The organism is Streptomyces sp. YJ-C3 (assembly GCF_053891275.1).
This window is the reverse complement of sequence record NZ_CM132685.1, coordinates 1,317,926-1,342,448: the sequence shown is the minus strand read 5'-3', so window position 1 is coordinate 1,342,448 and position 24,523 is coordinate 1,317,926. Positions and strand designations below refer to the sequence as shown.

The window sequence follows — 24,523 nt, the reverse complement described above, 5'->3', positions numbered from 1 at the left end:
CGAGCCTAGTCCCCCACCGGGGCGTACTCGTCCGGCGGCTCCTCGACGGAGTCCGCCAGGACCTGCGGATCCTCCGTGAGGAGGCGCTCCAGCTCCGCACGGCCGGGCAGCCGCCGCGGCCGGACCGTCTCTCCGCTGCGTACGTACACGAAGGCGGCGTCCACCGACTCCACGGGCACGCCCTGCTGCTCGGCCCAGGCGAGCCGGTAGACGGCGAGCTGGAGGGGGTCGCCGGTCTGCTGGTGGCCGGTCTTCCAGTCGACGATCTCGTACGTCGCCCCGTCGCCGTCGCCCTGCTTGTAGACGGCGTCGATGCGGCCGCGTACGACGCGGCCCGCGACGGCGAGCTGGAAGGCGAGCTCGACCCGGTAGGGCGTGCGGTGCGCGTACGGCGTGCGCTCGAAGGCTTCCTTGAGCGCTTCCAGGTCCTGCTCGTCGGCGATCTCCGCGTCGCTTCCGGGCAGCTCCTCCGGGTCGATCATGGGCAGCCGCAGTTCTTCGAAGCGGGATTCGACCCAGGCGTGGAAGCGCGTGCCCCGGCGTGCCGCCGGCTGGGGCGGGCGTGGCATGGGACGGGCCAGTTCCTGGGCGAAGCCGTCGGGATCGGCGGCCATCCGCAGCACCTGGGACGCGGTGAGCGAGTGCGGCACGGGCACGTCGCGCACGCCGGAGCGGGCGCGCAGCAGCTCCCCGGTGAGCGCGTCGAGGTCGCGGTCCCAGGAGGCGATGGCGCGGGCCTCCTCTGCGGTGAGCGCCGCCTCCGGGGCGGGCGCGGGATGCGGGACGGCGGGGACCGTGTCCTGGGGTTCCGGCACGCGCGCGTGGGACGGCGGCTCCGGCGCGGGGTGCGGGACCGTGGGGCGCTCGGATGACAGGCCGTCCCAGTCGTCCGGGGCGCCGTCCCCGAACTCCTCTCCTTCGTAGAGGAGTTCGTCGTCGTCCGGCGGGGGCGGCCAGTCGGGGTCCTCGAAGGGCGGTTCGTCGTGGGCGGCGGGGTGGGCCTGCGTGTGCGCGCGAGCTTGCCCCGGGTCGGCGGCGCGCTCTACGTAGGCGAGAACGGTGTCGGCCGCAGCCCGGCGGCGGGCCAGGGACTCCTCGTCGAGCGGCAGCGGCCAGGCGTGTTCGGCCGATGCCTCCTGGAGTGCCGGGTTCTCCTCGTCCTCCGCCGGCTCGTCCGCCCAGACCTCGATCTCGCCGTACCCGGCGGCACAGTGGTCGTACAGCGACTGAAGGAAGTCGGACGGGCCGCGCTTCCTCTTCTGGGACGGGCCCCACCAGTGGCCGGAGCCGAGCAGCAGCGTGCGCGGGCGCGTGAACGTGACGTATCCCAGACGCAGTTCCTCGGTGTGCTGGTGGTCCTTCATGTCGGCGTGGAAGGCCTTCATGCTCCGGGAGTCCCACGCTTCGATGTCGGGCAGGGTGGCGGCGTCCCCGCGCAGCTCGTGCGGCAGGACCTTGCCCTGCGCCGTCCACTTCTCCCGGCCCTGGGTGCTCGGGAACGTGCCGTTGACGAGCCCGGGGACGGCGACGACGTCCCACTCGAGGCCCTTGGACTTGTGGGCGGTGAGCACCTTCACGGTGTTCTCGCCGCCCGGGAGCGCGTTGTCGAGGCCCTTCTCGTACTGGGCCGCGGTCCGCAGGAAACCGAGGAAGGCGAGCAGGGTCGCGGAGCTGTCGTTGGCCGCGAAGGACGCGGCGATGTCGAGGAAGTTGGACAGCGTCTCGCGGCGCCGCGCCGCCAACGCGTGCGGGGACGCGGAGAGTTCGACCTCCAGGCCGGTGACGGCCAGCACCCGGTGCAGGACGTCCATGAGCGGATCGGACAACGACCGGCGCAGATCGCGCAGTTCGGTGGCGAGCCGGGCGAAGCGCACGCGCGCGTCCGGCGAGAAGGGCAGCGCGTCGCCCTCCCCGTCGCCGTCGACGGAGGTCTCCAGGAAGGTGTCGAGCGCGTCCGCGAGCGATATCACCTCGGACGGGTCGACGCCCTCGACGGCCTCGGCCAGGCGGCGGTCCGGGTCGTCCTCGTCTCCCCCGCGCGTGTGGGACACCAGCAAGCGGGCCCTGCGCCCCAGAAGGGCGAGGTCGCGCGGCCCGATGCGCCACCGGGGGCCGGTCAGCAGGCGCACCAGGGAGGCGTTGGCCCCGGGATCCTGGAGAACCTCGCACACGGCCACCAGGTCGGCGACCTCGGGGAGGTGCAACAGACCCGAGAGCCCCACCACTTCGACGGGGATGTCACGGGCGACGAGAGCGCCCTGGATCTCGGCGAAGTCGGTCGCGGTGCGGCACAGCACCGCGATCTCGCCGGGCTCCTTCCCGGTGGCGACGAGGTGGGCGAGGGAGTCGGCGAGCCAGTCGATCTCCTCGCTGTGGGTGCCCAGGAGGGCGCAGCGCACGATGCCGTCGCGCTCGGCTCCGGGCGCGGGCCGCAGAGCCTCCACGCCCGCGTGCATCGCCCGCAGCGGCTCGGCCAGTCCGTTGGCCAGGTCGAGGAGGCGGCCGCCGCTGCGCCGGTTCTCGCTGAGCGCGAAGCGGGTGGCCGCGCGACCGTCGGCGTACGCGAAGTGGCGCGGGAAGTCGTCGAGGTTCGCGACCGATGCGCCGCGCCATCCGTAGATCGCCTGGCAGGGGTCGCCGACGGCCGTCACGGCGTGGCCGGTGCCGCCGCCGAACAGGCCAGCCAACAGGATCCGTTGGGCCACGGATGTGTCCTGGTACTCGTCGAGCAGCACGACACGGAACTCGTCGCGCAGGATCTCGCCGACCTCGGGCCGGGTGTCGGCGAGGGTGGCCGACAGCGCGATCTGGTCGCCGAAGTCGAGGACGTCCCGGGATCGCTTGGCCTCTCTGTAGTGGCCCACCAGCTCGGCCAGCTCCAGTCGGGCGGCGACGGCTTCGGGGACCTTGCGCAGATCCGCGTTGCTGAGCTTGACGCCTTCGAGGGTGCGCAGCAGGTCACGGTCGTACGCGCGGAGCTTCTCGGGCCGTACGAGGTGCTCGGCCAGCTCGGCGTCGAGGGCGAGCAGGTCGCTGACGAGGTCGGCGAAGGAGCGGGTGAGAGCCGGATACGGCCCCGGTGCCTCGCGCAGGACGCGCGCGGCGAGCTGGAAGCGGGTGGCGTCGGCGAGCAGCCGCGTCGTGGGTTCGAGGCCGATGCGCAGCCCGTGGTCGGTCAGCAGGCGGCCGGCGAAGGCGTGGTACGTGGAGATCACCGGCTCGCCGGGCGGATTGTCCGGGTCGATGGCGTCGGGGTCGGTGACGCCCGCCTTGACGAGGGCCTTGCGGACGCGCTCGGCCAGCTCGCCCGCGGCCTTGTTGGTGAACGTGAGGCCGAGGACCTGCTCGGGCGCGACCTGCCCGGTGCCCACCAGCCAGACCACGCGAGCGGCCATCACCGTCGTCTTGCCGGACCCTGCGCCGGCCACGATCACCTGCGGGGCGGGCGGCGCGATGATGCAGGCCGTCTGCTCCGGGGTGAACGGGATGCCCAGCAGCTCCTTGAGCTGCTCGGGGTCGGTGAGGCGTGTGGTCACCTCATCGAGGCTAACCGGCACCACCGACAGCGCCGGTCCGTTCCGGCGCAGCGGAGGCGCATGTCACTCCACGACGTGGTTGCCCTCGGGCCGCGCGCTGCACGAGGCGCGGAAGGCGCAGTGCGTGCAGTGCTGTCCGGTGGTCGGCGCGAAGCGTTCGTCGAGGACCTTGCCCGCGGCGGTGGCGAGGAGGTCGCCGACCCACTCCCCTTCGAGGGGTTCCTGCGCCTGCACCTTCGGGAGCGTCTCGCCCCCCTCCTTCTTGGGGGCGCCCTGGCGCAGCTGCACCAGTTCGGCCCCGCCGGGGTGGGGACGGGCGCCGTCGAAGGGCTCGTCGACGGCGCCCTCGCGCACGGCGAGCTGATACACGGCGAGCTGCGGGTGGTGGGCCACGTCGGCCGCGCTGGGGGCCTGTTTGCCGGTCTTGAAGTCGACCACGTAGGCGCGGCCTTCGGCGTCACGCTCGACGCGGTCCATGGAGCCGCGGATGCGTACTTCGTAGGAGCCCGCTTCGAGGGTCACGTCGAAGTCGTGCTCACTGGCGACCGGGGTACGGCCGGCGCGGTCCATGACGTGCCACTGGAGGAAGCGCTCCAGCGCCACGCGCGCGTGCTCCTTCTCCTGCGCCGACTTCCAGGGCGCGTCGAAGGCGAGGGCGTCCCACACGGAGTCGAGGCGTTCCATGAGGACGGCGAGATCGGCAGGGGTGCGCCCGGAGGCGACCTCGTCGGCCAGGACGTGCACGACGTTGCCGAAGCCCTGGGCGGCGGTGGCCGGGGCGTCGGCCTTCACCTCACGGCCCAGGAACCACTGCAGCGCACAGGTGTTGGCGAGCTGGTCGAGGGCGCTGCCCGAGAGCACGACGGGCTTGTCGCGGTCCCGCAGGGGGACCTTGCTCTCGGTGGGCTCGTACATGCCCCACCAGCGGTACGGGTGGGCGGACGGCACGAGTGGCCTGCCGTCGTCGTCGCTGAGCGCGGCGAGGCGGGCGAGGCGGCGGGCGGCGGCTTCCCTGAGGGCGTCGGAGGCCCTGGGGTCGACCGTGGTGGCCCGCAGTTCCGCGACGAGGGCCGCCACGGACAGCGGGCGGCGCGGACGGCCGGTGACGTCCTTGGGCTCGACGCCGAGTTCGGTCAGGAACCGGGACGGCTGGTCACCGTCGTCCGCGGGCGCCTTCACCGCGGTGACGACAAGCCGCTCCCTCGCGCGCGTGGCCGCGACGTAGAACAAGCGCCGCTCTTCGGCCAACAGCGCGCCAGGAGTGAGGGGTTCGGCCAGCCCGTCGCGTCCGATGCGGTCGGCCTCCAGGAGGGAGCCCCGGCGGCGCAGATCGGGCCACAGGCCCTCCTGTACGCCCGCGACGACGACCAGCCGCCATTCCAGGCCCTTGGAGCGGTGGGCGGTCATCAGGCGCACGGCATCGGGGCGTACCGCCCGTCCGGCGAGCGTGTCGGCGGCGATGTCCTGGGCTTCCAGCTCTTCCAGGAAGTTACGGGCTCCGCGGCCGCCGGTGCGCTCCTCCGCGCGGGAGGCGAGGGCGAACAGGGCGCACACGGCGTCCAGGTCGCGGTCCGCGTTGCGCCCCGCCGCGCCTCCTCGGCGCGCGGCGCGCTCCAGTCGCTGGGGCCAGGGCGTGCCGTTCCACAGCTCCCAGAGGGCTTCTTCCGCGGTGCCGCCGTCATCGAGCTTCGCGCGGGCCGTCGCGAGGAGCGCGCCGAGGCGCTGTGCACCGCGCGCGTACGCCGGGTCGTGCAGGGCGAGCCGCTCGGGTTCGGCAAGGGCGCGGGCGAGCAGCTCGTCGGAGGGCGGGGGCAGGTGGTTGCCCGCGGCCCGCTCCTCCTCGCGCAGGGCACGCCCCAGGCGGCGCAGATCGGCGGCGTCCATGCCGGCCAGGGGCGAGGCGAGCAGCGTGAGAGCGGTCTCCGTGTCGATCCGGGGAGCGCCTTCGGTGTCGTCCTCGGACGGGCTCTGCGCCACCGTCTTCAGAGCGGTGAGCAGGGGTGCGACAGCCGGTTCATGGCGCAGTGGCAGATCGTCGCCGTCGATGTCCAGGGGGACGCCGGCCGCCGTGAGCGCGCGACGGACCGAGGGGATGCTGCGGGTGCCCGCGCGCACCAGTACGGCCATGTCGCTCCACGGGACGCCGTCCTCCAGGTGGGCACGGCGCAGGATGTCCGCGATGTTGTCGAGCTCGGTGCCGGACGTCGGGTACGTGTAGACCTCCGTCCGGCCGCCGTCGCGCACGGGCGTGAGCTCGCGGTGGGCGCGCACCTTCTCGGCGGGCAGCCGGGTCAGTGGCATCCGCCGGGTGATGCGGCGGGTGGCTTCCAGGAGCCGGTCTCCTGAGCGCCGGGACGTGGTGAGGACCTCGACCGGCGCGGGCGTGCCGTCCGCGCGCGGGAAGTCGTCCGGGAAGTCGAGAATGCCGTTCACGTCGGCGCCGCGGAACGTGTAGATCGACTGGTCCGGGTCGCCGAACGCGACCAGGGTGCGTCCCCTTCCGGCGAGCGCGTGCAGCAGCCGGACCTGGGCGGGGTCGGTGTCCTGGTACTCGTCGACGAACACGGCGTCGTACTGCGCGGCGAGCTGGTCGGCGACCTCGTGGCGGCGGGCCAGGAGCACGGCGCGGTGCACGAGTTCCGCGTAGTCGAGCACGCCCTGCATGTCGAGGACGTCCAGGTACTCGGCCAGGAACGTGGCGGCCGCGCGCCAGTCGGGGCGGCCGATGCGGCGTGCGAAGGCGTCCAGGGCGGCGGGCCCCAGTCCCAGCTCACGGCTGCGGGCGAGCACCGCGCGTACCTCGTCGGCGAAGCCCCGGGTGGTGAGGCAGGCACGCAGTTCGTCGGGCCAGCGCACATGCGCGAGGCCGGCCTGCTGCAGGTCGATCTGGCCCGCGAGGAGATCACGTACGGCGACGTCCTGCTCTGGACCGGACAGCAGGCGCAGGGGCTCCACGAAGAGGTTCGTGTCCTGGTGGGCCCGCACCAGCGCGTAACAGAAGGAGTGGAACGTCGTCGCCTGGGGGGCGCGGGCGGCTCCTATGCGCAGCGCCATCCTGTCGCGCAGTTCGACGGCGGCCTTGCGGCTGAAGGTGAGGACAAGGATGCGCTCGGGTTCGACGCCCTTGGCGATGCGTGCCGACACCGCTTCCACAAGGGTGGTGGTTTTGCCGGTCCCCGGCCCGGCCAGGACGAGCAGCGGGCCGTGGGCGTGGTCAACCACAGCACGCTGAGGTGCGTCCAGACGAGGGGGGTCCACGGGAGCCGGTGGGGTACGCACCAGCCGATACGCACCCGGGATCCCCTGTCGACCTTGCTGGTGCGACAGGTACCGGGTGGACGAAGAGGAGCTCACGTGGATCGCTGGTCCTGGTGGGTGTGCTGGTGGTCGAAGCGCCGTCCGCGCGGGGCGGTGGCTACGGGGTGAAGGAGGTGTCTGCCATCGACGGTGCCGTCGACGCTACGCCGTCGAGTGTGGCGGAAGCTGAGCTTCCGACGCCTCCCTCGCGCCGCTTCCGGCGCAGGTGTGCGCTGTCTCACGAACGGACACAGTCGTGGCGAAGTGCCCCGAGCGCCCCTTTTCCCCCGTACGGGCCACCAGCGCCCCACCCGCGCGCGAGATGGCCGAAGCTGTCAATTGTGAGCTTCCGTAGGGGTCCGGCCGTCCCAGCGCGCCCGCTTCATGTCGAGGCGCGGCAGGTGGCCCTGCGCGGCGCGAGAGGCCTCACGCAGCGGCGTGCTCTCCTCCCTGTAGTGAGCGAGCGCCCGCAGTTCGTGGCCCGGGAGCAGCGCGCCGTCCGCGCGCACCACGCGCCACCACGGCACGGCCCCTCCGTAGAGAGCCATGACACGCCCCACCTGCCGCGGGCCTCCCTCCTCGAGCCACTCGGCGACGTCCCCGTACGTCATGACCCGCCCGGGCGGGATCAGCTCGGCGACCTCAAGGACCCGCTCGGCGTACTCGGGCAGTTCGCCCGCCGTCCCGCTCTCCTCGCTCATCCGGCCCATCCTGCCCCACGGCACCGACAACATGGAGGGACCTACAAGCCGCGCCCTGGAGAGACGTACAAGAAGGCGCTTGCCGACGACTCCGCGCTCCCCGAATGCACCCTGATACCCCCCTATGGCGATGGGACATGCCACCATCGTGCGGGCGGTGACTGGTGATACGAGATCAAGAAGAGACGACGGAGCAGAGCGTGCACCCCGACAAGGCGGAGGGCACCTCTGTGACACCGGCGCGCCCTGAGGATGCGGCCGAGGAGGCCGCCGAGGTGAAGCAGGAACAGCCACTGCACGACCCCGACTGTGTCGACGCGGACACCCACGCGGAGCGGGTCGACGGCGACGAGCCGTTGCTCCCCGCGCGCGTGCACCGCCCCTCCGACCTGATGCGTCTGCTGGTGGGCGTGCTGGCGATCGCCGTCCTGCTGGCCATCGCCGCGTTCGCGCACGCCACGACCTCGGGCTTCGCGCAGGACATCAACAAGGGCACGGGGCAGGCTCCCGACCTGTTGACGAAGTTCGCGGGGCTCGCGTCGAGCATCGCGATCCTGCTCGTCCCGGTCGCGTTCGCCATCGAGCGGCTCATCAAGCGCGACGGGCTGCGCATCGCCGACGGTGTGCTCGCGGCCGTCCTCGCGCACGGCGTGACACTCGCGACCGACCTCTGGGTAGCCAAGGCCGCACCGCAGTCCATCCAGGACGCGCTCACCAAGGTGTCGCCGGGCGACATCCATGCGCTCACCGACCCGGTGCACGGCTACTTGGCGCCGGTCATCGCCTACATGACGGCCGTCGGCATGTCCCGGCGACCACGATGGCGTGTGGTGCTGTGGGTGGTGCTGCTGCTCGACGCGTTCGCGATGCTGGTCACCGGCTACACCACGCCGTTCTCGATCATCCTGACGATCCTCATCGGCTGGACCGTCGCCTACGGAACGCTCTACGCCGTCGGCTCGCCCAATGTGCGGCCCACAGGGCAGACGCTCCTGGCCGGCCTGCGGCACGTCGGCTTCCACCCCGTCAGCGCCTCCCGCGAGGAGGCCCACGAAGGCGCCACGGAGAACGGCGACCGGGGGCGGCGCTACTTCGTCACCCTGGAGGACGGCCCACCGCTCGACGTCACCGTCGTCGACCGCGAACAGCAGGCGCAGGGTTTCTTCTACCGCGTGTGGCGGCGTCTGACCCTGCGCGGCATCACCCAGCGGCGCAGCCTGCAGTCCCTGCGCCAGGCCCTGGAGCAGGAGGCGCTGCTCGCCTATGCGGCGATCTCGGCCGGGGCGAACGCGCCGAAGCTGATCGCCACGTCCGAGCTGGGGCCCGACGCCGTGATCCTCGTCTACGAGCACATCGGCGGCCGCTCCCTGGACTCGATCCCGGACGAGGAGATCACCGACGACCTGTTGCGCGACACCTGGCACCAGGTGCAGGCGCTGCAGTCCCGGCGGATCGCCCACCGGCGGCTCGCGGGTGACGCGATTCTGGTGGATCGTTCCGGCACCGTGTTCCTCACGGATCTGCGCGGCGGTGAGATCGCCGCGGGCGACCTGGTCCTGCGCATGGACATCGCGCAGATGCTCACCACGGTGGGCCTGCGGGTGGGCGCCGAGCGGGCCGTTTCCTCCGCCGTCGGCGTGCTCGGCCCCGACACCGTCGCCGACTGTCTGCCGTTGCTGCAGCCGATCGCGCTCACCCGCTCCACCAGAGCGACGCTGCGCAGGCTCGGGCGGGAGCGGGCCCAGCGGGAGCGCGAGGCCGTCCTGGAGGCGTCCAGCAAGGCCAAACAGGAGCGTCTGGAACAGAGCGCCGAGGCCGACAGCGACGGCAAGAAGTCCGTGCGGGCCGAGAAGAAGTCCGAGAAGGCGGAGAAGAAGTCCGAGAAGCGGGCCATAGACGTAGCCCTCGACGAGGCGCGCGAGGAGGATCTGCTCACCCAGATCCGCCACCAGGTGCTGCGCATCCGGCCGCAGGCGCCCGTCGAACCGGCCCGTCTGGAGCGCATCCGCCCCCGCACGCTGATCAGTTTCATCGCCGGCGCGATCGGCGCGTACTTCCTGCTGTCGCAGCTCACGCACATCGACTTCGGCGCGATCGTCGGCGAGGCGGAGTGGGGCTGGGTCGGCCTCGCGGTGGTGTTCTCCGCGCTCAGCTACGTGGCGGCGGCGATGAGCCTGCTCGGCTTCGTGCCCGAGCGGGTGCCCTTCATGCGGACCGTCGCGGCCCAGGTCGCCGGCTCCTTCGTGAAGATCGTGGCTCCCGCGGCGGTCGGCGGTGTGGCGCTCAATACGCGCTTCCTGCAGCGCTCGGGCGTACGCCCCGGACTCGCGGTCGCCAGTGTCGGTGCCTCGCAGTTGTTCGGCATGGGCAGCCACATCCTGCTGCTGCTGACCTTCGGCTACCTGACAGGGACGGAGAAGACGCCGTCCTTGTCGCCGTCCCGCACGGTCATCGCGGGTCTCCTGACGGTCGCCGTGCTCGTCCTTGTAGTGACGTCGATTCCTTTCCTGCGGAAATTCGTCGTCACGCGCGTGCGGTCGCTGTTCGCCGGTGTCGTGCCGCGCATGCTCGACGTGCTGCAGCGGCCGCGGAAGCTGCTCACCGGTATCGGCGGCATGCTGCTGCTGACCGCCTGCTTCGTGATGTGCCTGGACGCCTCGATCCGCGCCTTCGGCGACGAGACGACCAGCCTGAGCCTGGCCAGTGTCGCGGTCGTCTTCCTGGCCGGTAACGCGCTCGGTTCCGCCGCGCCCACCCCCGGCGGCGTCGGCGCCGTCGAGGCGACCCTGACGGTCGGTCTCATCGCGGTCGGCCTGCCCAAGGAAGTGGCCGCTCCGGCGGTGCTGCTGTACCGACTGCTCACCTTGTGGCTGCCCGTGCTCCCCGGGTGGTTGTTCTTCAACCATCTGACGCGCAAGGGCGCCCTCTAGCCGAGCCGTGGCGCAGGTCTCTGACCAGCGCTCTTCGAGCGCTCACCAACGGGTCGCCTCTACAGGCGACTTGGTTGCGTGACAAGGGTCCCTAGGAGAGGGACCTTCGGCCCGCGGGCCGCTCCCGGCACGGACGTAACGTGATCTGGTGGGCCCAGGAGTGCCCGGCAGGGAGTACGCGTCATGCGTTCAGCGATCATCATCGGGGGCGGAATCAGCGGGCTCGCCGCGGCATGGGAGCTGCGAGGGACCACCGACGTCACCGTCCTGGAGAGCGCCCCGTGCGTGGGCGGGCAGATGCGTTCCGCGTGCCTCGCCGGCGTTCCGGTCGACGTGGGGGCCGAGGCGGTGACGGCGTTGCGCCCGGAGGCGGTCGGCCTCGTCCACGAGGTGGGGCTGGGAGAGGCGCTGCGCGATCCCGCCCGGGCGGCCACCGTCGTCTGGTCGAACGGCGCCCTGCGCACGTTCCCCGGCGGACACGTGATGGGCATCCCCGTCGATCCCGCCGGGCTGACCGGCACCGGCCTGCTGTCCGACGGCGGGATCGACCGGCTGCGCCGGGAGGAGGCCCTCCCCGCGCGCGGCCTCGAACGTGACGTCGCGGTCGCCGAGTACCTCGCCGGACGGATCGGCCGGGAGGCCGTCGACCGGCTCGTCGCCCCGCTCGTCGGCGCCCGCGACGGCGCCTCGGCCGACCGGCTGTCGCTGCGGGCGGCGCTGCCCCGGCTCGCCGCGGTGGCCGACCACGGCGGATCCGTGATCGGGGCGCTGCGCACGGTCCGGTCCGCGCCGCCGCCCCTGGGCGCTGCGGCGCAGGGGCTCCAGGGCGGGCTGAGCCGACTGCCGCGAGTGGTCGCGCAGGCCTCCGGGGCGCGCATCCTGACCGGTACGCGCGCGCAGGAGCTGCGGCGCACTCCCTCGGGGCGCTGGCGGGTCCTCGCCGCCACCGCGGACGGCCCGCTCGTCGTGGAGGCCGACGCCGTGGTCTGCGCGCTGCCCGCACCGGCCGCCGCGGCCCTTCTGCGCCCCCACGCCCCGGGCGCCGACGCCGAGCTGGACAGCATCCGGCACGCAGGGACGGCCGTGGTCACCCTGGCCTTCTCGCGTGCTGTGATGCCGAAGCGCATCCCTCAGGGCAACGGCTACGTCGTACCGCCGATAGAAGGATGGGCCACACGGGAGGTCACCTTCCTGTCCAACAAGTGGCAGCACCTCGCCGCGGCCGAACCGGGCCTCTTCTTGTTACGCATTTCCATGGGTCACATAGAAGAGGAGCGTCAACTGGCGCTCCCCGACCGTCACTTGATCCGCACCGCTGTGAGAGAGCTGCGTCAGGCCCTGGGCGCGGTGGGCGAGCCCGTGGCCGCGCATGTGATGCGGTGGGAGAACGCGCTGCCCCAGTACGACGTCGGCCATATGGAGCGCGTCGCCAGGATCCACAGCGCCGTACGGGAACTGCCCGGCGTCGACATCTGCGGTGCCGCCTTCGCGGGCGTGGATGTCGCGGCCTGTGTGGCCACCGGCAGGGCGGCGGCTCTCCGGCTCCTGGGCGCGGCCGCCTGAAGCGACCTCACCCGCACAGCCCGCAGCCCGAGCGCACCGCACGGGGTCACCGCAGGATGGACGCATGCCCAATCCGTCCCGGCCCCGCGCCGCTGCCCTGGCCGTCACCGCCGCCGCCCTGCTGTCCGCCTCGCTCGCGGCCTGCAGCGACTCCGAGGACGCGGTGGACCTGCCGTCCCAGACGCTGAGCTGGAAGGACTGTCCCGCGCCGTCGGAGTCCGAGGGCGGCGGTGACGCCCCGTCCCCGTTGCCGGGCGGCGCCGAGTGGCAGTGCGCCACCATGAAGGCGCCCCTCGACTGGGACGACCCCAAGGGCAGGACGATCGGGCTCGCGCTGATCCGCGCGAAGGCCAGCGGCGACCAGGACCGGCGCATCGGCTCGCTCGTCTTCAACTTCGGCGGGCCGGGCGGCTCCGGTGTCACCACGCTGCCGGCCTTCGGCGCCGACTACGCCCAGCTGCGCACCCGCTACGACCTGGTCAGCTTCGACCCGCGCGGTGTGGGCCGCAGCGCCGGCGTCGAGTGCGAGGACGACGAGCAGCTCGACGAGTACTTCCAGCAGGACTCGACGCCGGACGACACCTCCGAGCAGACGAAGCTCGTCGACAACATCAAGGCGTTCAACGGAGCCTGCGAGAAGAACTCCGGCAAGATCCTCCCCCACGTCCGCACCACGGACGCGGCCCGCGACATGGACCTGATGCGTCAGGTCCTCGGCGACGACAAGCTGCACTACTTCGGCATCTCGTACGGCACCGAACTGGGCGGCGTCTACGCCCACTTGTTCCCCAAGAACGTGGGCCGCGCCGTCTTCGACGGGGTCGTCGACCCGACCCAGGACGCGGAGCAGGGCTCGCTGGGCCAGGCCAAGGGGTTCCAGCTCGCCCTCGACAACTACGCGAAGGACTGCACGTCCAAGGTCGAGGACTGCCCGGTCGGCGACACGCCCCAGGACGTCAAGGACAAGATCGCCAAGCTGCTCGAGGACCTCGACGACAAGCCCATCCCCGGGATCTTCCCGCGCGACCTGACGCAGACCGCCGCGACCAACGGAATCGCGCAGTCCCTCTACTCACAGGACTTCTGGGAGTACCTCACCGAAGGGCTCCAGCAGGCGTACGACGGCGACGGCAAGGTCCTCATGCTGCTGTCCGACTCGATGAACGGGCGGAACGAGGACGGCAAGTACAGCAACATCCAGGCCGCCAACGTCTCCATCAACTGCGCCGACGACAAGCCCCGTTACACGACGAAGGACGTCGAGGCGAAGCTGCCCGAGTTCCGTGCCGCGTCCCCGCTGTTCGGCGACTACCTGGCCTGGGGCATGCTCGGCTGCACCGGCTGGGCCGTCGACGGCGCCGCCGACCACCCGGACGTCAGCGCTCCCGGGTCCGCCCCGGTCCTCGTCGTCGGCAACACCGGTGACCCGGCCACCCCGTACGAGGGCGCACGCAAGATGGTGGACGCGCTCGGTGACGGCGTGGGGGTCGAGCTGACGTACAAGGGCCAGGGCCACGGCGCCTACGACAGCGGGAACAAGTGCGTGCACAGCGCCGTGAACGGCTATCTCCTCGACGGGAAGGTCCCGAAAGAGGGAACGGTCTGCTCGTGATCGCGGAGTTGTCCACAGGCCGGAGCGAATGTCCGCACCGCCTCCTACGATGGCCTGACTGTCTCTCGAACGGGGGCAGTTGAGGGGGGAGGTGCCATGGCACCAAGGGATTCGCGTGCGCGCGCCTGCGTACGCACACGTGCGGGAACGGGAGTCCGTGCGCTCACGCTGGCGGCGGCCGCCGTGCTCACGACCGGTCTGATCGCGGGCTGCAGCGGCCCGGGCGGCGGCAGCGGGGACGACCCGAAGCCGTCGACGGGCGACAGCGCCTCGCGCTCCACCGCTCCGACGTCCCCCTCCGCTTCCGCACTGCCCCCTCTTCCCCGGTCGCTCACGGCCCAGCGGCTCGACTGGGGCCGTTGCAGAGGGACCGCGAGCACGCCCGCGCCCGGATCCGCCTGGAAGTGCGCGGTGCTCAAGGCCCCGCTCGACTACGCGAAGCCGGACGGGCCGACCATCGGCCTCGCTCTCATCCGCGCCGAGGCCCGGGGCCCGGGGAGCGAGCGGCTCGGCTCCCTGTTGTTCAACTTCGGTGGCCCGGGCGGTTCCGGCGTCGATCTGCTGCCGGCCTTCGCCCCGCAGTACGCGAAGCTGCGCGAGCGCTACGACCTGGTGAGTTTCGACCCCCGCGGGGTCTCGGCGAGCGAAGGGGTGCGGTGCCGCGGCGACAAGGCCACGCAGGCCGCCGAGTCCGTCGACCTGACGCCCGACACGGCGGCGGAGGAGAGGGCGTACCTCAAGGACGCCGCCGACTTCGGCCGGGGCTGCAAGAAGGCCGGTGAGCTGCTCGGCCATGTGTCGACCGTCGAGGCGGCCCGCGACATGGACCTGATGCGTGAGGCTCTCGGCGACGACGAGTTGCACTACATGGGTGTCTCGTACGGAACCGAACTGGGCGGAATCTATGCCCACTTGTTCCCCCATAAGGTCGGCCGGCTCGTCCTGGACGCGGTCGTCGATCCGACGGCCGGACGGGTCGGACAGGCCGAGAACCAGGCCCGCGGGTTCCAGCGCGCCCTCGACAACTACTTCACGTCCCGCGGCAAGGACCCGAAGGAGGGCTCGCGCGAGATCGCGGCGCTCCTGAAGCGACTCGACGCGCGGCCGCTGCCCACGGCGGGCGGTCGCGAGCTGAACGAGTCGCTCGCGACCACCGGCATGGCCGTCACCCTGTACAGCAAGAACAGTTGGCAGGCTCTGACGAGGGCCCTGGAGGACGCGGAGAAGGGCGACGGGACGGCGCTGCTCGAACTCGCCGACTCCTACAACGACCGTGACGCGACCGGGCATTACGGCACCGCGAGCCATTCACAGCGCGCGATCTCCTGCCTGGACGACAAGGCACGGCCGACGACGGCGCAGACGAAGGCACGGCTGGCGGCATTCCGCCAGATCTCCCCCGTGTTCGGCGAGTTCATGGGCTGGGACACCGCGGGCTGGTGCCACGACTGGCCGGTGCCGGGGCAGTGGGACGACCCGGACGTGAGTGCGCCGGGTGCGCCGCCGGTGCTCGTCGTCGGGAACACCGGTGATCCGGCGACGCCCTACGAAGGCGCGCGGCGCATGGCCGATGAGCTGGGCAAGGGCGTCGGCGTCGACCTGACGTGGAAAGGCGAGGGGCACGGTGCGTACGGCTCCGGCAGTTCCTGTGTCGACTCGACGGTGAACACGTATCTGCTGGAGGGGCGAATACCGCGCGACGGCAAGGTGTGCTCCTGACCGTGGCCGGTTCCGGCGCGTCGCGGGCCCCCGACATGCCGGACGGGCCCCGCGCGCAGTGCGCGGGGCCCGTCCGGGAAGGTCACGACGCGGCGGTCGCTCAGTAGACCGGCTTGTCGGGCTCGATCTGGTTCACCCAGCCGATGACGCCGCCGCCGACGTGCACGGCGTCCGCGAAGCCCGCGGACTTCAGCACGGCGAGGACTTCCGCACTGCGGACACCCGTCTTGCAGTGCAAGACGATCTTCTTGTCCTGCGGCAGGCCCTGCAGAGCGGTGCCCATGAGGAACTCGTTCTTCGGGATCAGCTTGGCGCCCGGGATGGAGACGATCTCGTACTCGTTCGGCTCGCGGACGTCGATGATCTCGATGCTCTCGCCGTCGTCGATCCACTCCTTGAGCTGCTTGGGAGTGATCGTCGAACCGGCGGCCGCCTCCTGGGCCTCGTCGGACACGACGCCGCAGAAGGCCTCGTAGTCGATGAGCTCGGTGACGGTCGGGTTCTCGCCGCAGACCGCGCAGTTGGGGTCCTTGCGGACCTTGACCTGGCGGTACTGCATCTCCAGGGCGTCGTAGATCATCAGGCGGCCGACCAGCGGGTCGCCGACACCGGCGAGGACCTTGATCGCCTCGGTGACCTGGATGGAGCCGATGGACGCGCACAGCACGCCCAGGACGCCGCCCTCGGCGCAGGAGGGGACCATGCCCGGCGGCGGGGGCTCCGGGTACAGGCAGCGGTAGCACGGCCCGTGCTCGGACCAGAAGACCGAGGCCTGGCCGTCGAAGCGGTAGATGGAACCCCACACGTACGGCTTGTTCAGCAGCACGCAGGCGTCGTTGACGAGGTAACGCGTCGCGAAGTTGTCCGTGCCGTCGACGATCAGGTCGTACTGGCTGAAGATGTCCATCACGTTCTCGGCCTCGAGCCGCTCTTCGTGAAGGATCACGTTCACGTACGGGTTGATGCCGAGGACCGAATCCTTCGCGGACTCCGCCTTGGACCGGCCGATGTCGGCCTGGCTGTGGATGATCTGGCGCTGCAGGTTCGACTCGTCGACCTCGTCGAACTCCACGATGCCGAGCGTGCCCACGCCGGCCGCGGCCAGGTACATCAGGGCCGGGGACCCGAGGCCGCCGGCGCCCACACAGAGCACCTTGGCGTTCTTCAGCCGCTTCTGCCCGTCCATCCCGACATCCGGGATGATCAGGTGGCGGGAGTACCTGCGGACCTCGTCTACGGTGAGCTCAGCAGCTGGCTCGACCAGGGGTGGCAGCGACACGGGGACTCCGTTGGTCGGTATCTACGTACGGTTGTTCCGTCTGTAACACTGCCACGCCCTTCTTCATTCCGAGACACCTGGTCCGATACGCGAGACGATTTCGTCCCAGTAACCGGGCATCGACTCCCAGGGGTCCGTCGGGCCGCCGCGATCCGTGCGGTCCGTGAAATAGATCGTGCCCGCACCCTGCCAGCGCGCGATGCGCAGCGCCTCCTCGAGGTGACCGCGCGGCATGCCGTGGACGAAGTGGCAGAAGCGCTCGGGCGGATACTCCGCGGTCCACTCGGCGACCTGGGACCAGCGGTAGTCGCTCCAGGGACCGGAGAAGGTCACCAACTGGTCGGCGGTCTCGGCGAATCCGGGGTACGGGTGGGTGCCGTGGCCGAGCACGATGTACGCGTCGTCGACGAGCGCGCGCAGCGTCGTGACGGTGCGCCGGACCTCGGGGAGCGCGGCCCGCTCGGTGGGACAGCGGTCGAGGCTGAACCCGTCGACCTGGTACCAGTCGAGGAAGCGGTGGGCGTCCGAGACGATCTCCCCGAAGGACCGGGCGCCGTAGGTCATGTCGACGTGACCAAGGACACGCACCCCGGCGTTGCGCAGACGTCCTGCCGCTTCGAGGCAGTGCGGGTCGGGACGGGCCCCCGGACCGTTGGCGACATTCAGGACGACCCAGTGCAAAGGGGTTGCGGGTCGGGTGAGTTCGGCCCACTCCGCGGGGGCGACGAGGGGGTGGGCGAAACCGGGGATGCCGAAGCCGAGCCGTACGTCGGTGCTCGACAGGCCGGTCGTGGTGGGAGTCAGATACGGCATGCCGCCTCCATCCAGATGTCGGCGAGGGACTCTTCGAGGTTGATGCGGGGACGCCAGCCGAGCCGGTCGCGCGCCGTGCGCACATCGGCCTGCTGCCAGCTCCCGCAGCCGTCGGGGTACGGGTACGCGGCGGCCGGCGGGACCGGCATCCCGTGGTCGGATTCGGAGCGCGGGTGGCCGACGGATTGCCGGAGCCCGGCGGGCGGCGCGTCGAGTTCGTGGAGGGCGCCGCCGAAGCCGGCGACCCGGGCGAGCACGGAGGCGGCGTCGCGCAGCCGCACGGCGCGGCCCGAGCCGATGTTGATGACGCCCTGGGCGGCGGAGAGCGAGGCGGCGTGCACGGCGCGCGCCACGTCGCGTACGTCGATGAAGTCACGCTGTGCGCCCAGGCCGCCGAGCTTCAGTTCGCCGTCACCGGCCTGCATCGCGCGGCGCATGGCCTCGGCGAGCCTGCCGAGCGGCGATCCGGCGGGGGTGCCGGGGCCGGCGGGCGAGAAGACGCGCAGGACGACCGCGTCGAGGCCGGAGCCCAGGACGAGTTCGGTCGCGGCGAGCTTGCTGACGCCGTACGGGCCGCCCGGCCTGGGCACCGCGTCCTCGGCGGTGGACGAGCCGGGCTGCGACGGGCCGTACTCGGCGCCGCAGCCGATCTGTACGAGGCGGGCGCCGCAGCCGCTGCGGCGCAGGGCCTCGCAGATGGTGGCGACGGCGACGGTGTTGTGCCGGGTGAGGTCGCGGGCGCCGCCGCGGGTGGCGCCGGCGCAATTGATGACGACCCCGGGGTGGACGGCGTCCAGGAAGCGGGTGAGCGCGCCCGGGCTGCCGGTGGCCAGGTCGAAGCGGACGTCCGCGTCGTCGCCCCGGCCGAGCGCGGTGAGCTGTACGGCGGGATCTGCCAGGAGTCGGTCGGCGACGAAGCGGCCGAGGTACCCGTTGGCTCCGATCAGCAGGACCCTCATCGGACGCCTCCCAGGGTTCGCGCTCCGCGCGCTGCGCGCCGTGCGCGCGGACCGTGGGTGTCGCGCTGCCCGTGAGGTCCGGAGTATCCGGCATATCCGGCGCCTCCGGGAGGAGGGGTGGTCATCTGGCTTTCTCCTTATGGGTGTTGCCGTGAGTCGTCGGGTGGGCCCGCGGTGTCGGCCCCGCGGGAGAGGGGTGTTGCTGGTCATGCGGCGGGCGGTACGGCGCGCTCGGCAGCGGGTGTCGCGCAGGTCATGGCGCACCCCCTGTCGCGCCGTCGGCGCTCGCATGGGCGGAGGCCCGGGTCAGCGTGCGGGTCGCGTGGACGAGCAGCGCCAGGGCCGCGACACCGCAGGCGGCACCGGGTACGACGCCCGCGCCCAGGGCGTCGACGGCGGCCTCGACAGGAGCGCCGAGGGCGTCGCAGCCGGGCAGTCGCGCGGCGAAGACGGAGGCGACGGCCAGGGCCTCGACGGCGGCGGCCGCGCCGAGCACGACCGCGGGGGCGTGCGTGCGCCCGTGCACACCGAGGAGGCGGGCGAGCAGCAGGAGGACGCCCAGGGCTCCCGCTCCGGCGTAGTCCACGCGCTGGTCGAGCGCGGCTCCGGACAAGCCGAGCAGTGTCACCAGGGACAGAGCGAACAGGGCGACGGAGGCGAGGAGCAACGGCCGTACCGAGGAGGCGAATTCGGCGAGTCCGCGGCTGATGGCAAGTCGGCGTCGGGCCCCGGCCGCGTAGAGCCGGGCGCACCAGGTCGCGGGTGCCACGGCGACGGCGAGCGCGAGGAGCGACGCGGTCGAGGGGTCCCAGGCCGCGTCGGGCCCGCCGGCCAGCGCGGCGGTCAGCAGGCCGTCGCCGAGCAGGGCGTAGGCGAGCAGCCACCAGACCCACAGCCGGGTCGCGGGGGCGAGCGGTCCGTCCCCGGCGCGCAGCGGCCCGTGTCGCAGGGCCGTGCGCAGGGCGACGGCGACGGCGAGCGCGCCGCCGATGCCGACGGCCGCCCGGGTGGCGCCCGTCGTGGCGTCCAGGGCGGGCAGCGTCAGTGCGCAGGCGGCTCCCGGCAGCAGTGCGAGCCCGGCCCACGCGCCACGACGGCCGGTGGTGGGGGCGGGGGCAGGCGCGGCGGTCGTCGGCTCGTCCCGGTCGCCGTCGCGCGGCACGCGCGCGTACATCTCCTCGGCGAGGGAGAACACGTCCTTGTGGCGGAAGCGGGCGGCGGTCCGGTCGGTCATGCCGTGGGCCTCGAGCCCGGCGGCGATCTCCAGCGGGTCGACGGCGCGCTCGCACAGGTCGCGGTGCCGGTGCATCAGGACCTTGACGGGGTCGGCGCCCGAGCGGCGTGGGGGCGTGCGGGAGGCGGGGATGCCGCCGCCCGCACGAGGCTCGCGGGGCGGCTCCGGGGCGGGCACGGCAGACCCCTGCTCGCCGCGCAGGCCCCCGGCCCCCGCCGCGCCGTCGGCGCCGCGGTCCCCCTCGGCCTGATCCGCAACGCTCTCGACGGGACCGGTCTCGATGCCCTCGGCGCCGCCTGCGGCCCGCCACGCCTCGGGTTTGCGGAGCAACTCCTCGTCGAGGTCGGCGAGTTCGTCGGTCGCGAGGACCTCCAGCGCCTGCGCCGAGTCGGCTCCCCAGGCTCCGGCGCTCACCGGCGCCCGGGGCACATCCGCCCCGACGCCGCCGCCGGGCCCGCGCCCCGCGCTCTCACGCCCGCTCATGCCTCACCCTCCCCGCATCCTTGTGTCACTCCGGCCAACTGCTCCCGCTCACCGCCGCCGTCACCGCCGGCCGTGTCATCGGCGGCGCCGGCGTCCGTCGCCCAGCTGGGGGCTCCCGCCCCGGTGGACCGGCCGGCGAGCCACGCTCCGCCGGAGCCGCCCACGGCCGTGGCCGTCCACCGCCCCGGCACGTGGGCCTCGGGCGGATGGGCGAACGGCAGTGGGCCGCCGGCGCCGTCCACGGCCTCCCGGCGTACCGGGCAGTGCGAGACGATCTCGAGGTAAATGCTGTGAAATGCCTCGACGTTCTGTTCGACGGTGAAGAGCTCGAGGGCGCGCGCCCGGGCCGCCGCGCCGAGCCGCTCCCGGCGCTCGGAGTCGCGCAGCAGCGCCACGCAGGCCTCGGCGAGGGCGCGCGGGTTGCGCGGCGGGACGACGAGTCCCGTACCGCCGATGACCTCGACGACGGCGCCCACATCGGTGGACACGGTCGCGCGCCCGCAGAACATGGCCTCGACCAGGCTGATCGGGAAGCCCTCGACGACGCTGGACAGGACGACGACGCCGCCCGCTCCGTAGACGTCGGCGAGGTCGGGCGCCTCGGGTCCGCCGAGCTCCTCGAAGGAGACCGGGTTCTCGCCGACGGCGTGGATCCCCGTGGCCTCGTCGGGGAAGAGCTGCGCGGCCAGGGCCTTGCAGTGCCCGAGGTACGCCTCGGCCTCGCGGTCCGTCGGACAGTCCTGGTCGGTCGCGCCCGCCGGCGCGGGCGGCATCGCCCCCACGATCCGCAGCCGCGCCTTCGGTTCCTCCTTGCGGATCTCGGCGAAGGCGTGCAGCAGCGAGATGAGGTCCTTGGAGGGGTCGACGCGCCCGACCCAGACGAGGGTGTCCGGGTCCCCGGGCTCCTCCCGCTCGCCGACCTCCGCGAAGCGCGAGGCCTCCATCCCGGGATGGACGGTGCGCAGCTTGGCGCGGTCGGCGCCGCACCGCTCCTGCCAGCGCCGGGCGTGCGTGTTGCCCGGAGTGATCACTGCGGCCTGGCGGTAGACCTCGGCGGCGAGGAGGCCGTGGAAGGCCGCGAGCAGCGCGCGCACCGGCGCACTCAGCTCGGCGTCGCCCGCGGCGATGTAGCGGGCGCGCAGCTGCACCCCGTACTCGGTGACGAGCAGCGGCACGCCGAAGAACCGCTTGGCGATCAGGCCGGGCAGCGCGGCCGCCCCGCCCGACGTCGCGTGGCACAGGTCGACGGAGTCGAGCCCGCCGCCGGAGAGTCCGGCGCCGACGGAGGCGTCCTCGTACCAGTCGAGCGAGAGGGGGCGCAGCGCGCGCTCCACGTACCGGGCGAAGGCGAGCAGGTCGGGGACCCGGGCCGCGCGGGCGGCGCGCAGTGCGCCGGGCGCACGACAGGCGCGCTCCAGAATGCGCACGGCCGTCTCGGAGCGGAGCGCGGAGCCCAGGGCGCCCTCGTCGCGGGCGAGTTCGGCGAGGCCGTACAGCGCCGTGGCGAAACGGTCCGCCTCCGCTTCCGTGCCGGACGCCCCAGCGCCCGGGCCACGGACAACGGCGCTGGCCAACTCCTCGTACAGCGAGGCGAACCGGCGCCGGGCCCGCCGCCCGAGTGCGCCCCCTCGCGCGCCGTCCTCGCCGCCCGTGCCCCCGGTCCACATCGGCGCGGTCCGCACCCGGCTGACCTGCGGGGGCAGTGCGAGCCAGCCCGCGTCCTCCTGGTCCTGGCTGAGGCTGAGCGCGTAGATGTCGAATTCGTGCTGCTCGAGCCCGCGCACGAGCCGGTCGCACCAGAGTCTGGCCTCACCGCTCACATACGGGTAACCACCCTCGGTCAGCAGTCCGATGCGCACGAGTACACCCCCGATCTCCCGTCTGGGGAGCCGCCGTTGGCCCGGCGGCTCGCAGCGGGACGAACGTATGCGGACATGCCGGTGGCGCGATGGACGGTTGTCCATCGCGCCACCAAAAGGGGTGAACGGTCGTAACTTTCCCGCGCGCGTGACGTTCTGTCGCGCTAGGAGATCGTTCCGCTACAGAACGCTACGGAGCGTCAACCCTTGGGAAATGCCCAGGGGTTGGGTTTGCACGTGATCCCGTTGAAGCTCAGGAACTTGGTCTGCTGCTGCATCACGGGCGCGAGGGCGCCGTTCTGCGAGCAGGTCACGTGGTTGTAGCCGAGCCGGTGGCCGACCTCGTGGTTGATGAGCATCTGGCGGTAGGGGTAGATCGCGTCTCCGTACGTCTTCGCGCCCTGCGCCCACCGATAGGCGTTGATCATCACGCGGTCGGTGGCGGCGGAGTCGCACGACACGTTGTCCTCGGTCGTGTCGAGGCCCGACTTGGCGCACCAGGTGGCCGTGGTCCCGGGGCTGGCGAGCGTGATCACGAAGTCCGGTTTCCCGGAGGAGATCCGCTCGAAGGTGCGGGCGCCGTCGTGGGCCCAGCTCCGCTTGTCGTTCAGGGTCTTCTGCACGGCCTGCGCGAACAGGTCGCCGTCGAGCCCGAGCCCCTTCTCGACGTCGATGCGGTAGCGGAACTTCTGTCCGTGGCCCGGCGCCTTGGCCAGCCCGGGGACGGCCTCGAAGTCCCCCGAGCCCTTCAGGTCCGCGGCCAGCGGGTACTTCTTGGCCATCTTCTGCGCGTACGTCGCCGGAGCGGCCTGGGCGGTCTTCGACGGGGTGGCCCGGTCGTCCGAGCGCGAGGCCGAGCCGTCATGGCCGCGGGTACCTTCGGCGGCCTGTGCCTGTGTGTCGCCGGCCGCGCCACCGCCCCCGTCGGTGACCTGCCCCGCGACGACGACGGCGAGCACGGTGGTGACGGCCGCGGCGGCGATCCCCGCGAACGTCAGCCCCTTCCCGCGCTTCGCGCCCGCGCCGTCCGGCTCCGCCGATGCCGATGCCGATCCCGGGTCCGCGGCCGGGTCGCCCGACGGCGCGGGCGCCTCGTCGTCCCAGTCGGTCACGGAGCCGTACGGATCGCCCGGGGCGTCGTCGAAGGCGTCGACGTACTCCTGCCGGGGCCGCGGCACCAGCGGCGGCCCGGCAGGCGCGGTGAATCCCCGCCCGGCGCTCTCGTGGTCACCGGGCGCGCCCCGGCCCGCGCCCGGCCCCCGCCGCTCGGGGTGTTCGCCGCGGACCCGCGGCGATGCCCCGGTCCGGGCGGTCCCGTGCGCGGTGGCGGGTGCCTCGGCGGGCATCCTGCGCCGGCGCCCGGTGCCCGGGCCCGACGATCCGCCCGGACCGGCCGGTCCGGGGATCGTGGGTACTACAGGTATGTCGGCGGTATCGCCGTTGTCTGCCGGTCCTCGGCGGCTGTGCCGTCCCACTCGCCGCCTCAGCTCCCCGGCTCCGTAGTGCTCGCGACGGTCGTGCCCGTCGCTTGAAGATCTTGCTGTTCGTTCAACGCCGCGGTGTCGGCGATCAGTTCCCTGAACGCCGTCGCGACCGTCTCCGGATATTCCATCATCGCGACGTGCCCCGCGTCCGGCAGGGTCAGCAGGCGCGAGTCCCGGAAGGTGCGCGCCGCGCGTGCCGCCATCCGATAGGAGACCAGCAGGTCACGGCCTCCGTAGACGAGCAGGGTCGGCGCGAGCACCCGCTCGGCCTGGCGCCACAGACCGTGCTGGCCGCCGAGCGTGTACGCGTTCACCACCCCGCGCGCGGAGCGGGCCATGGCGTCCCAGAAGTACGGGAGCTGAAGCCGGCGCTCCATCTCCTCCACGGCGGCCCGGAATCCCTCGGGCGTGACGCGGTTCGGATCGCCGTAGCAAAGGGCCATGACGCCGCGCACCCGCTGCTCCGGCGTCCACTCCTTCGTCAGCCGGGTGAAGAGCGCGGCGACGCCGGGCACGGCGAGCAGTCCGGTCGGCAGTGCGGTGCGCTGCACCCGGATCTCGGGCAGGGCCGGCGAGACGAGGGTCAGCGTCCGTACGAGGTCGGGGCGCGCGGCGGCGACGCGCGTGGTGACGGCGCCGCCCAGCGAGTTCCCGAAGAGGTGGACGGGGCCGCGGCCCTGCGCGTCGAGATAGCGGATGACGGCGCGCGCGTGTCCGGTCACGGAGTAGTCGCCGTCGTCCGGCGGCGGCGAGTCGCCGAAGCCGGGGAGGTCGACGGCCTCGCCGTCGACGGTGTCCTCGAGCAGGGGCATCAGCGCCGACCAGTTCTGCGAGGAACCGCCGAGTCCGTGGACGTAGAGCGCGGGCGGCAGCCCGTCACGCGTGGCCGGCCGGGACCGGACCGACAGCGTGAGCCCGGGCAAAGTGACCGCGCGGAGTCTCTCTCCCTCCGCGACCCTGACGGTGCCCGGCTTGGGCACCGCGGCGGCGATGGCGGGAGGCACACGCGGCGGCTCGGTCGAAGACATGCGGCATATGTTACGAGACGATCACG

Annotated in this window: 14 protein-coding genes; 4 read left to right on the top strand and 10 right to left on the bottom strand. The window is 72.6% G+C overall.

The genetic code is table 11. The annotated features are described in order from the left end of the window. Nucleotides 1–5: 5 nt before the first annotated feature. From ACVHNB_RS05935 to ACVHNB_RS05925, 3 genes are all read right to left on the bottom strand, one after another. Nucleotides 6–3,536 carry a UvrD-helicase domain-containing protein gene (locus ACVHNB_RS05935; protein ID WP_456227563.1) on the bottom strand — a complete coding sequence of 1,177 codons (3,531 nt, stop codon included), beginning with the start codon at nucleotides 3,534–3,536 and terminating at the stop codon, nucleotides 6–8. A gap of 63 nt (nucleotides 3,537–3,599) precedes the next feature. Beyond that, a complete protein-coding gene (locus tag ACVHNB_RS05930) occupies nucleotides 3,600–6,890 on the bottom strand; it encodes an ATP-dependent helicase (RefSeq protein WP_456227562.1) in 3,291 nt (1,096 codons plus the stop codon). Nucleotides 6,891–7,168: 278 nt separating this feature from the next. Next, complete coding sequence (locus tag ACVHNB_RS05925; RefSeq protein ID WP_428957558.1) at nucleotides 7,169–7,543, bottom strand: MGMT family protein; 375 nt, start codon at nucleotides 7,541–7,543, stop codon at nucleotides 7,169–7,171. Nucleotides 7,544–7,698: 155 nt separating this feature from the next. Between ACVHNB_RS05925 and ACVHNB_RS05920 the strand changes: the two genes are divergently transcribed. From ACVHNB_RS05920 to ACVHNB_RS05905, 4 genes are all read left to right on the top strand, one after another. Next, nucleotides 7,699–10,464: a lysylphosphatidylglycerol synthase transmembrane domain-containing protein gene (locus ACVHNB_RS05920; RefSeq protein ID WP_428952452.1), complete on the top strand. Its 2,766-nt coding sequence runs from the start codon at nucleotides 7,699–7,701 to the stop codon at nucleotides 10,462–10,464. Nucleotides 10,465–10,647: 183 nt separating this feature from the next. Continuing rightward, on the top strand, nucleotides 10,648–12,027 hold the full coding sequence (gene hemG, locus ACVHNB_RS05915) for a protoporphyrinogen oxidase (RefSeq protein ID WP_456227561.1): 1,380 nt from the start codon (nucleotides 10,648–10,650) through the stop codon (nucleotides 12,025–12,027). Between the two features lie 64 nt (nucleotides 12,028–12,091). Then, nucleotides 12,092–13,639, top strand: a complete 1,548-nt coding sequence (locus tag ACVHNB_RS05910) for an alpha/beta hydrolase (protein ID WP_428952454.1) — start codon at nucleotides 12,092–12,094, stop codon at nucleotides 13,637–13,639. A 96-nt stretch (nucleotides 13,640–13,735) separates the two neighbouring features. Continuing rightward, nucleotides 13,736–15,358 carry an alpha/beta hydrolase gene (locus ACVHNB_RS05905; RefSeq protein WP_456227560.1) on the top strand — a complete coding sequence of 541 codons (1,623 nt, stop codon included), beginning with the start codon at nucleotides 13,736–13,738 and terminating at the stop codon, nucleotides 15,356–15,358. Between the two features lie 100 nt (nucleotides 15,359–15,458). Here the strand turns inward: ACVHNB_RS05905 and moeZ are convergent, their stop codons facing one another. The 7 genes from moeZ to ACVHNB_RS05870 all read right to left on the bottom strand — a co-directional run bounded on the left by moeZ (nucleotide 15,459) and on the right by ACVHNB_RS05870 (nucleotide 24,497). Then, the gene (gene moeZ / locus ACVHNB_RS05900; RefSeq protein WP_428952456.1) at nucleotides 15,459–16,637 is read right to left on the bottom strand and encodes an adenylyltransferase/sulfurtransferase MoeZ; all 1,179 of its coding nucleotides are present in this window, start codon (nucleotides 16,635–16,637) and stop codon (nucleotides 15,459–15,461) included. Nucleotides 16,638–16,700: 63 nt separating this feature from the next. Continuing rightward, the gene (locus ACVHNB_RS05895; RefSeq protein ID WP_428952457.1) at nucleotides 16,701–17,450 is read right to left on the bottom strand and encodes a spherulation-specific family 4 protein; all 750 of its coding nucleotides are present in this window, start codon (nucleotides 17,448–17,450) and stop codon (nucleotides 16,701–16,703) included. Further along, on the bottom strand, nucleotides 17,438–18,409 hold the full coding sequence (locus ACVHNB_RS05890; RefSeq protein WP_428952458.1) for an NAD-dependent epimerase/dehydratase family protein: 972 nt from the start codon (nucleotides 18,407–18,409) through the stop codon (nucleotides 17,438–17,440). Before ACVHNB_RS05890 ends, ACVHNB_RS05895 begins: the two co-directional genes overlap by 13 nt. Nucleotides 18,410–18,662: 253 nt before the next feature. Then, nucleotides 18,663–20,126: a hypothetical protein gene (locus ACVHNB_RS05885; RefSeq protein ID WP_456227559.1), complete on the bottom strand. Its 1,464-nt coding sequence runs from the start codon at nucleotides 20,124–20,126 to the stop codon at nucleotides 18,663–18,665. Further along, nucleotides 20,123–21,985, bottom strand: a complete 1,863-nt coding sequence (locus ACVHNB_RS05880) for a DUF3492 domain-containing protein (protein WP_428952460.1) — start codon at nucleotides 21,983–21,985, stop codon at nucleotides 20,123–20,125. Before ACVHNB_RS05880 ends, ACVHNB_RS05885 begins: the two co-directional genes overlap by 4 nt. Nucleotides 21,986–22,185: 200 nt before the next feature. Continuing rightward, complete coding sequence (locus ACVHNB_RS05875) at nucleotides 22,186–23,460, bottom strand: DUF3152 domain-containing protein (protein WP_456227558.1); 1,275 nt, start codon at nucleotides 23,458–23,460, stop codon at nucleotides 22,186–22,188. 8 nt (nucleotides 23,461–23,468) lie between these two features. After that, nucleotides 23,469–24,497 (bottom strand): alpha/beta fold hydrolase, encoded by a 1,029-nt coding sequence (locus ACVHNB_RS05870; RefSeq protein ID WP_456227557.1) that lies wholly within the window; start codon nucleotides 24,495–24,497, stop codon nucleotides 23,469–23,471. Nucleotides 24,498–24,523 lie beyond the last annotated feature (26 nt).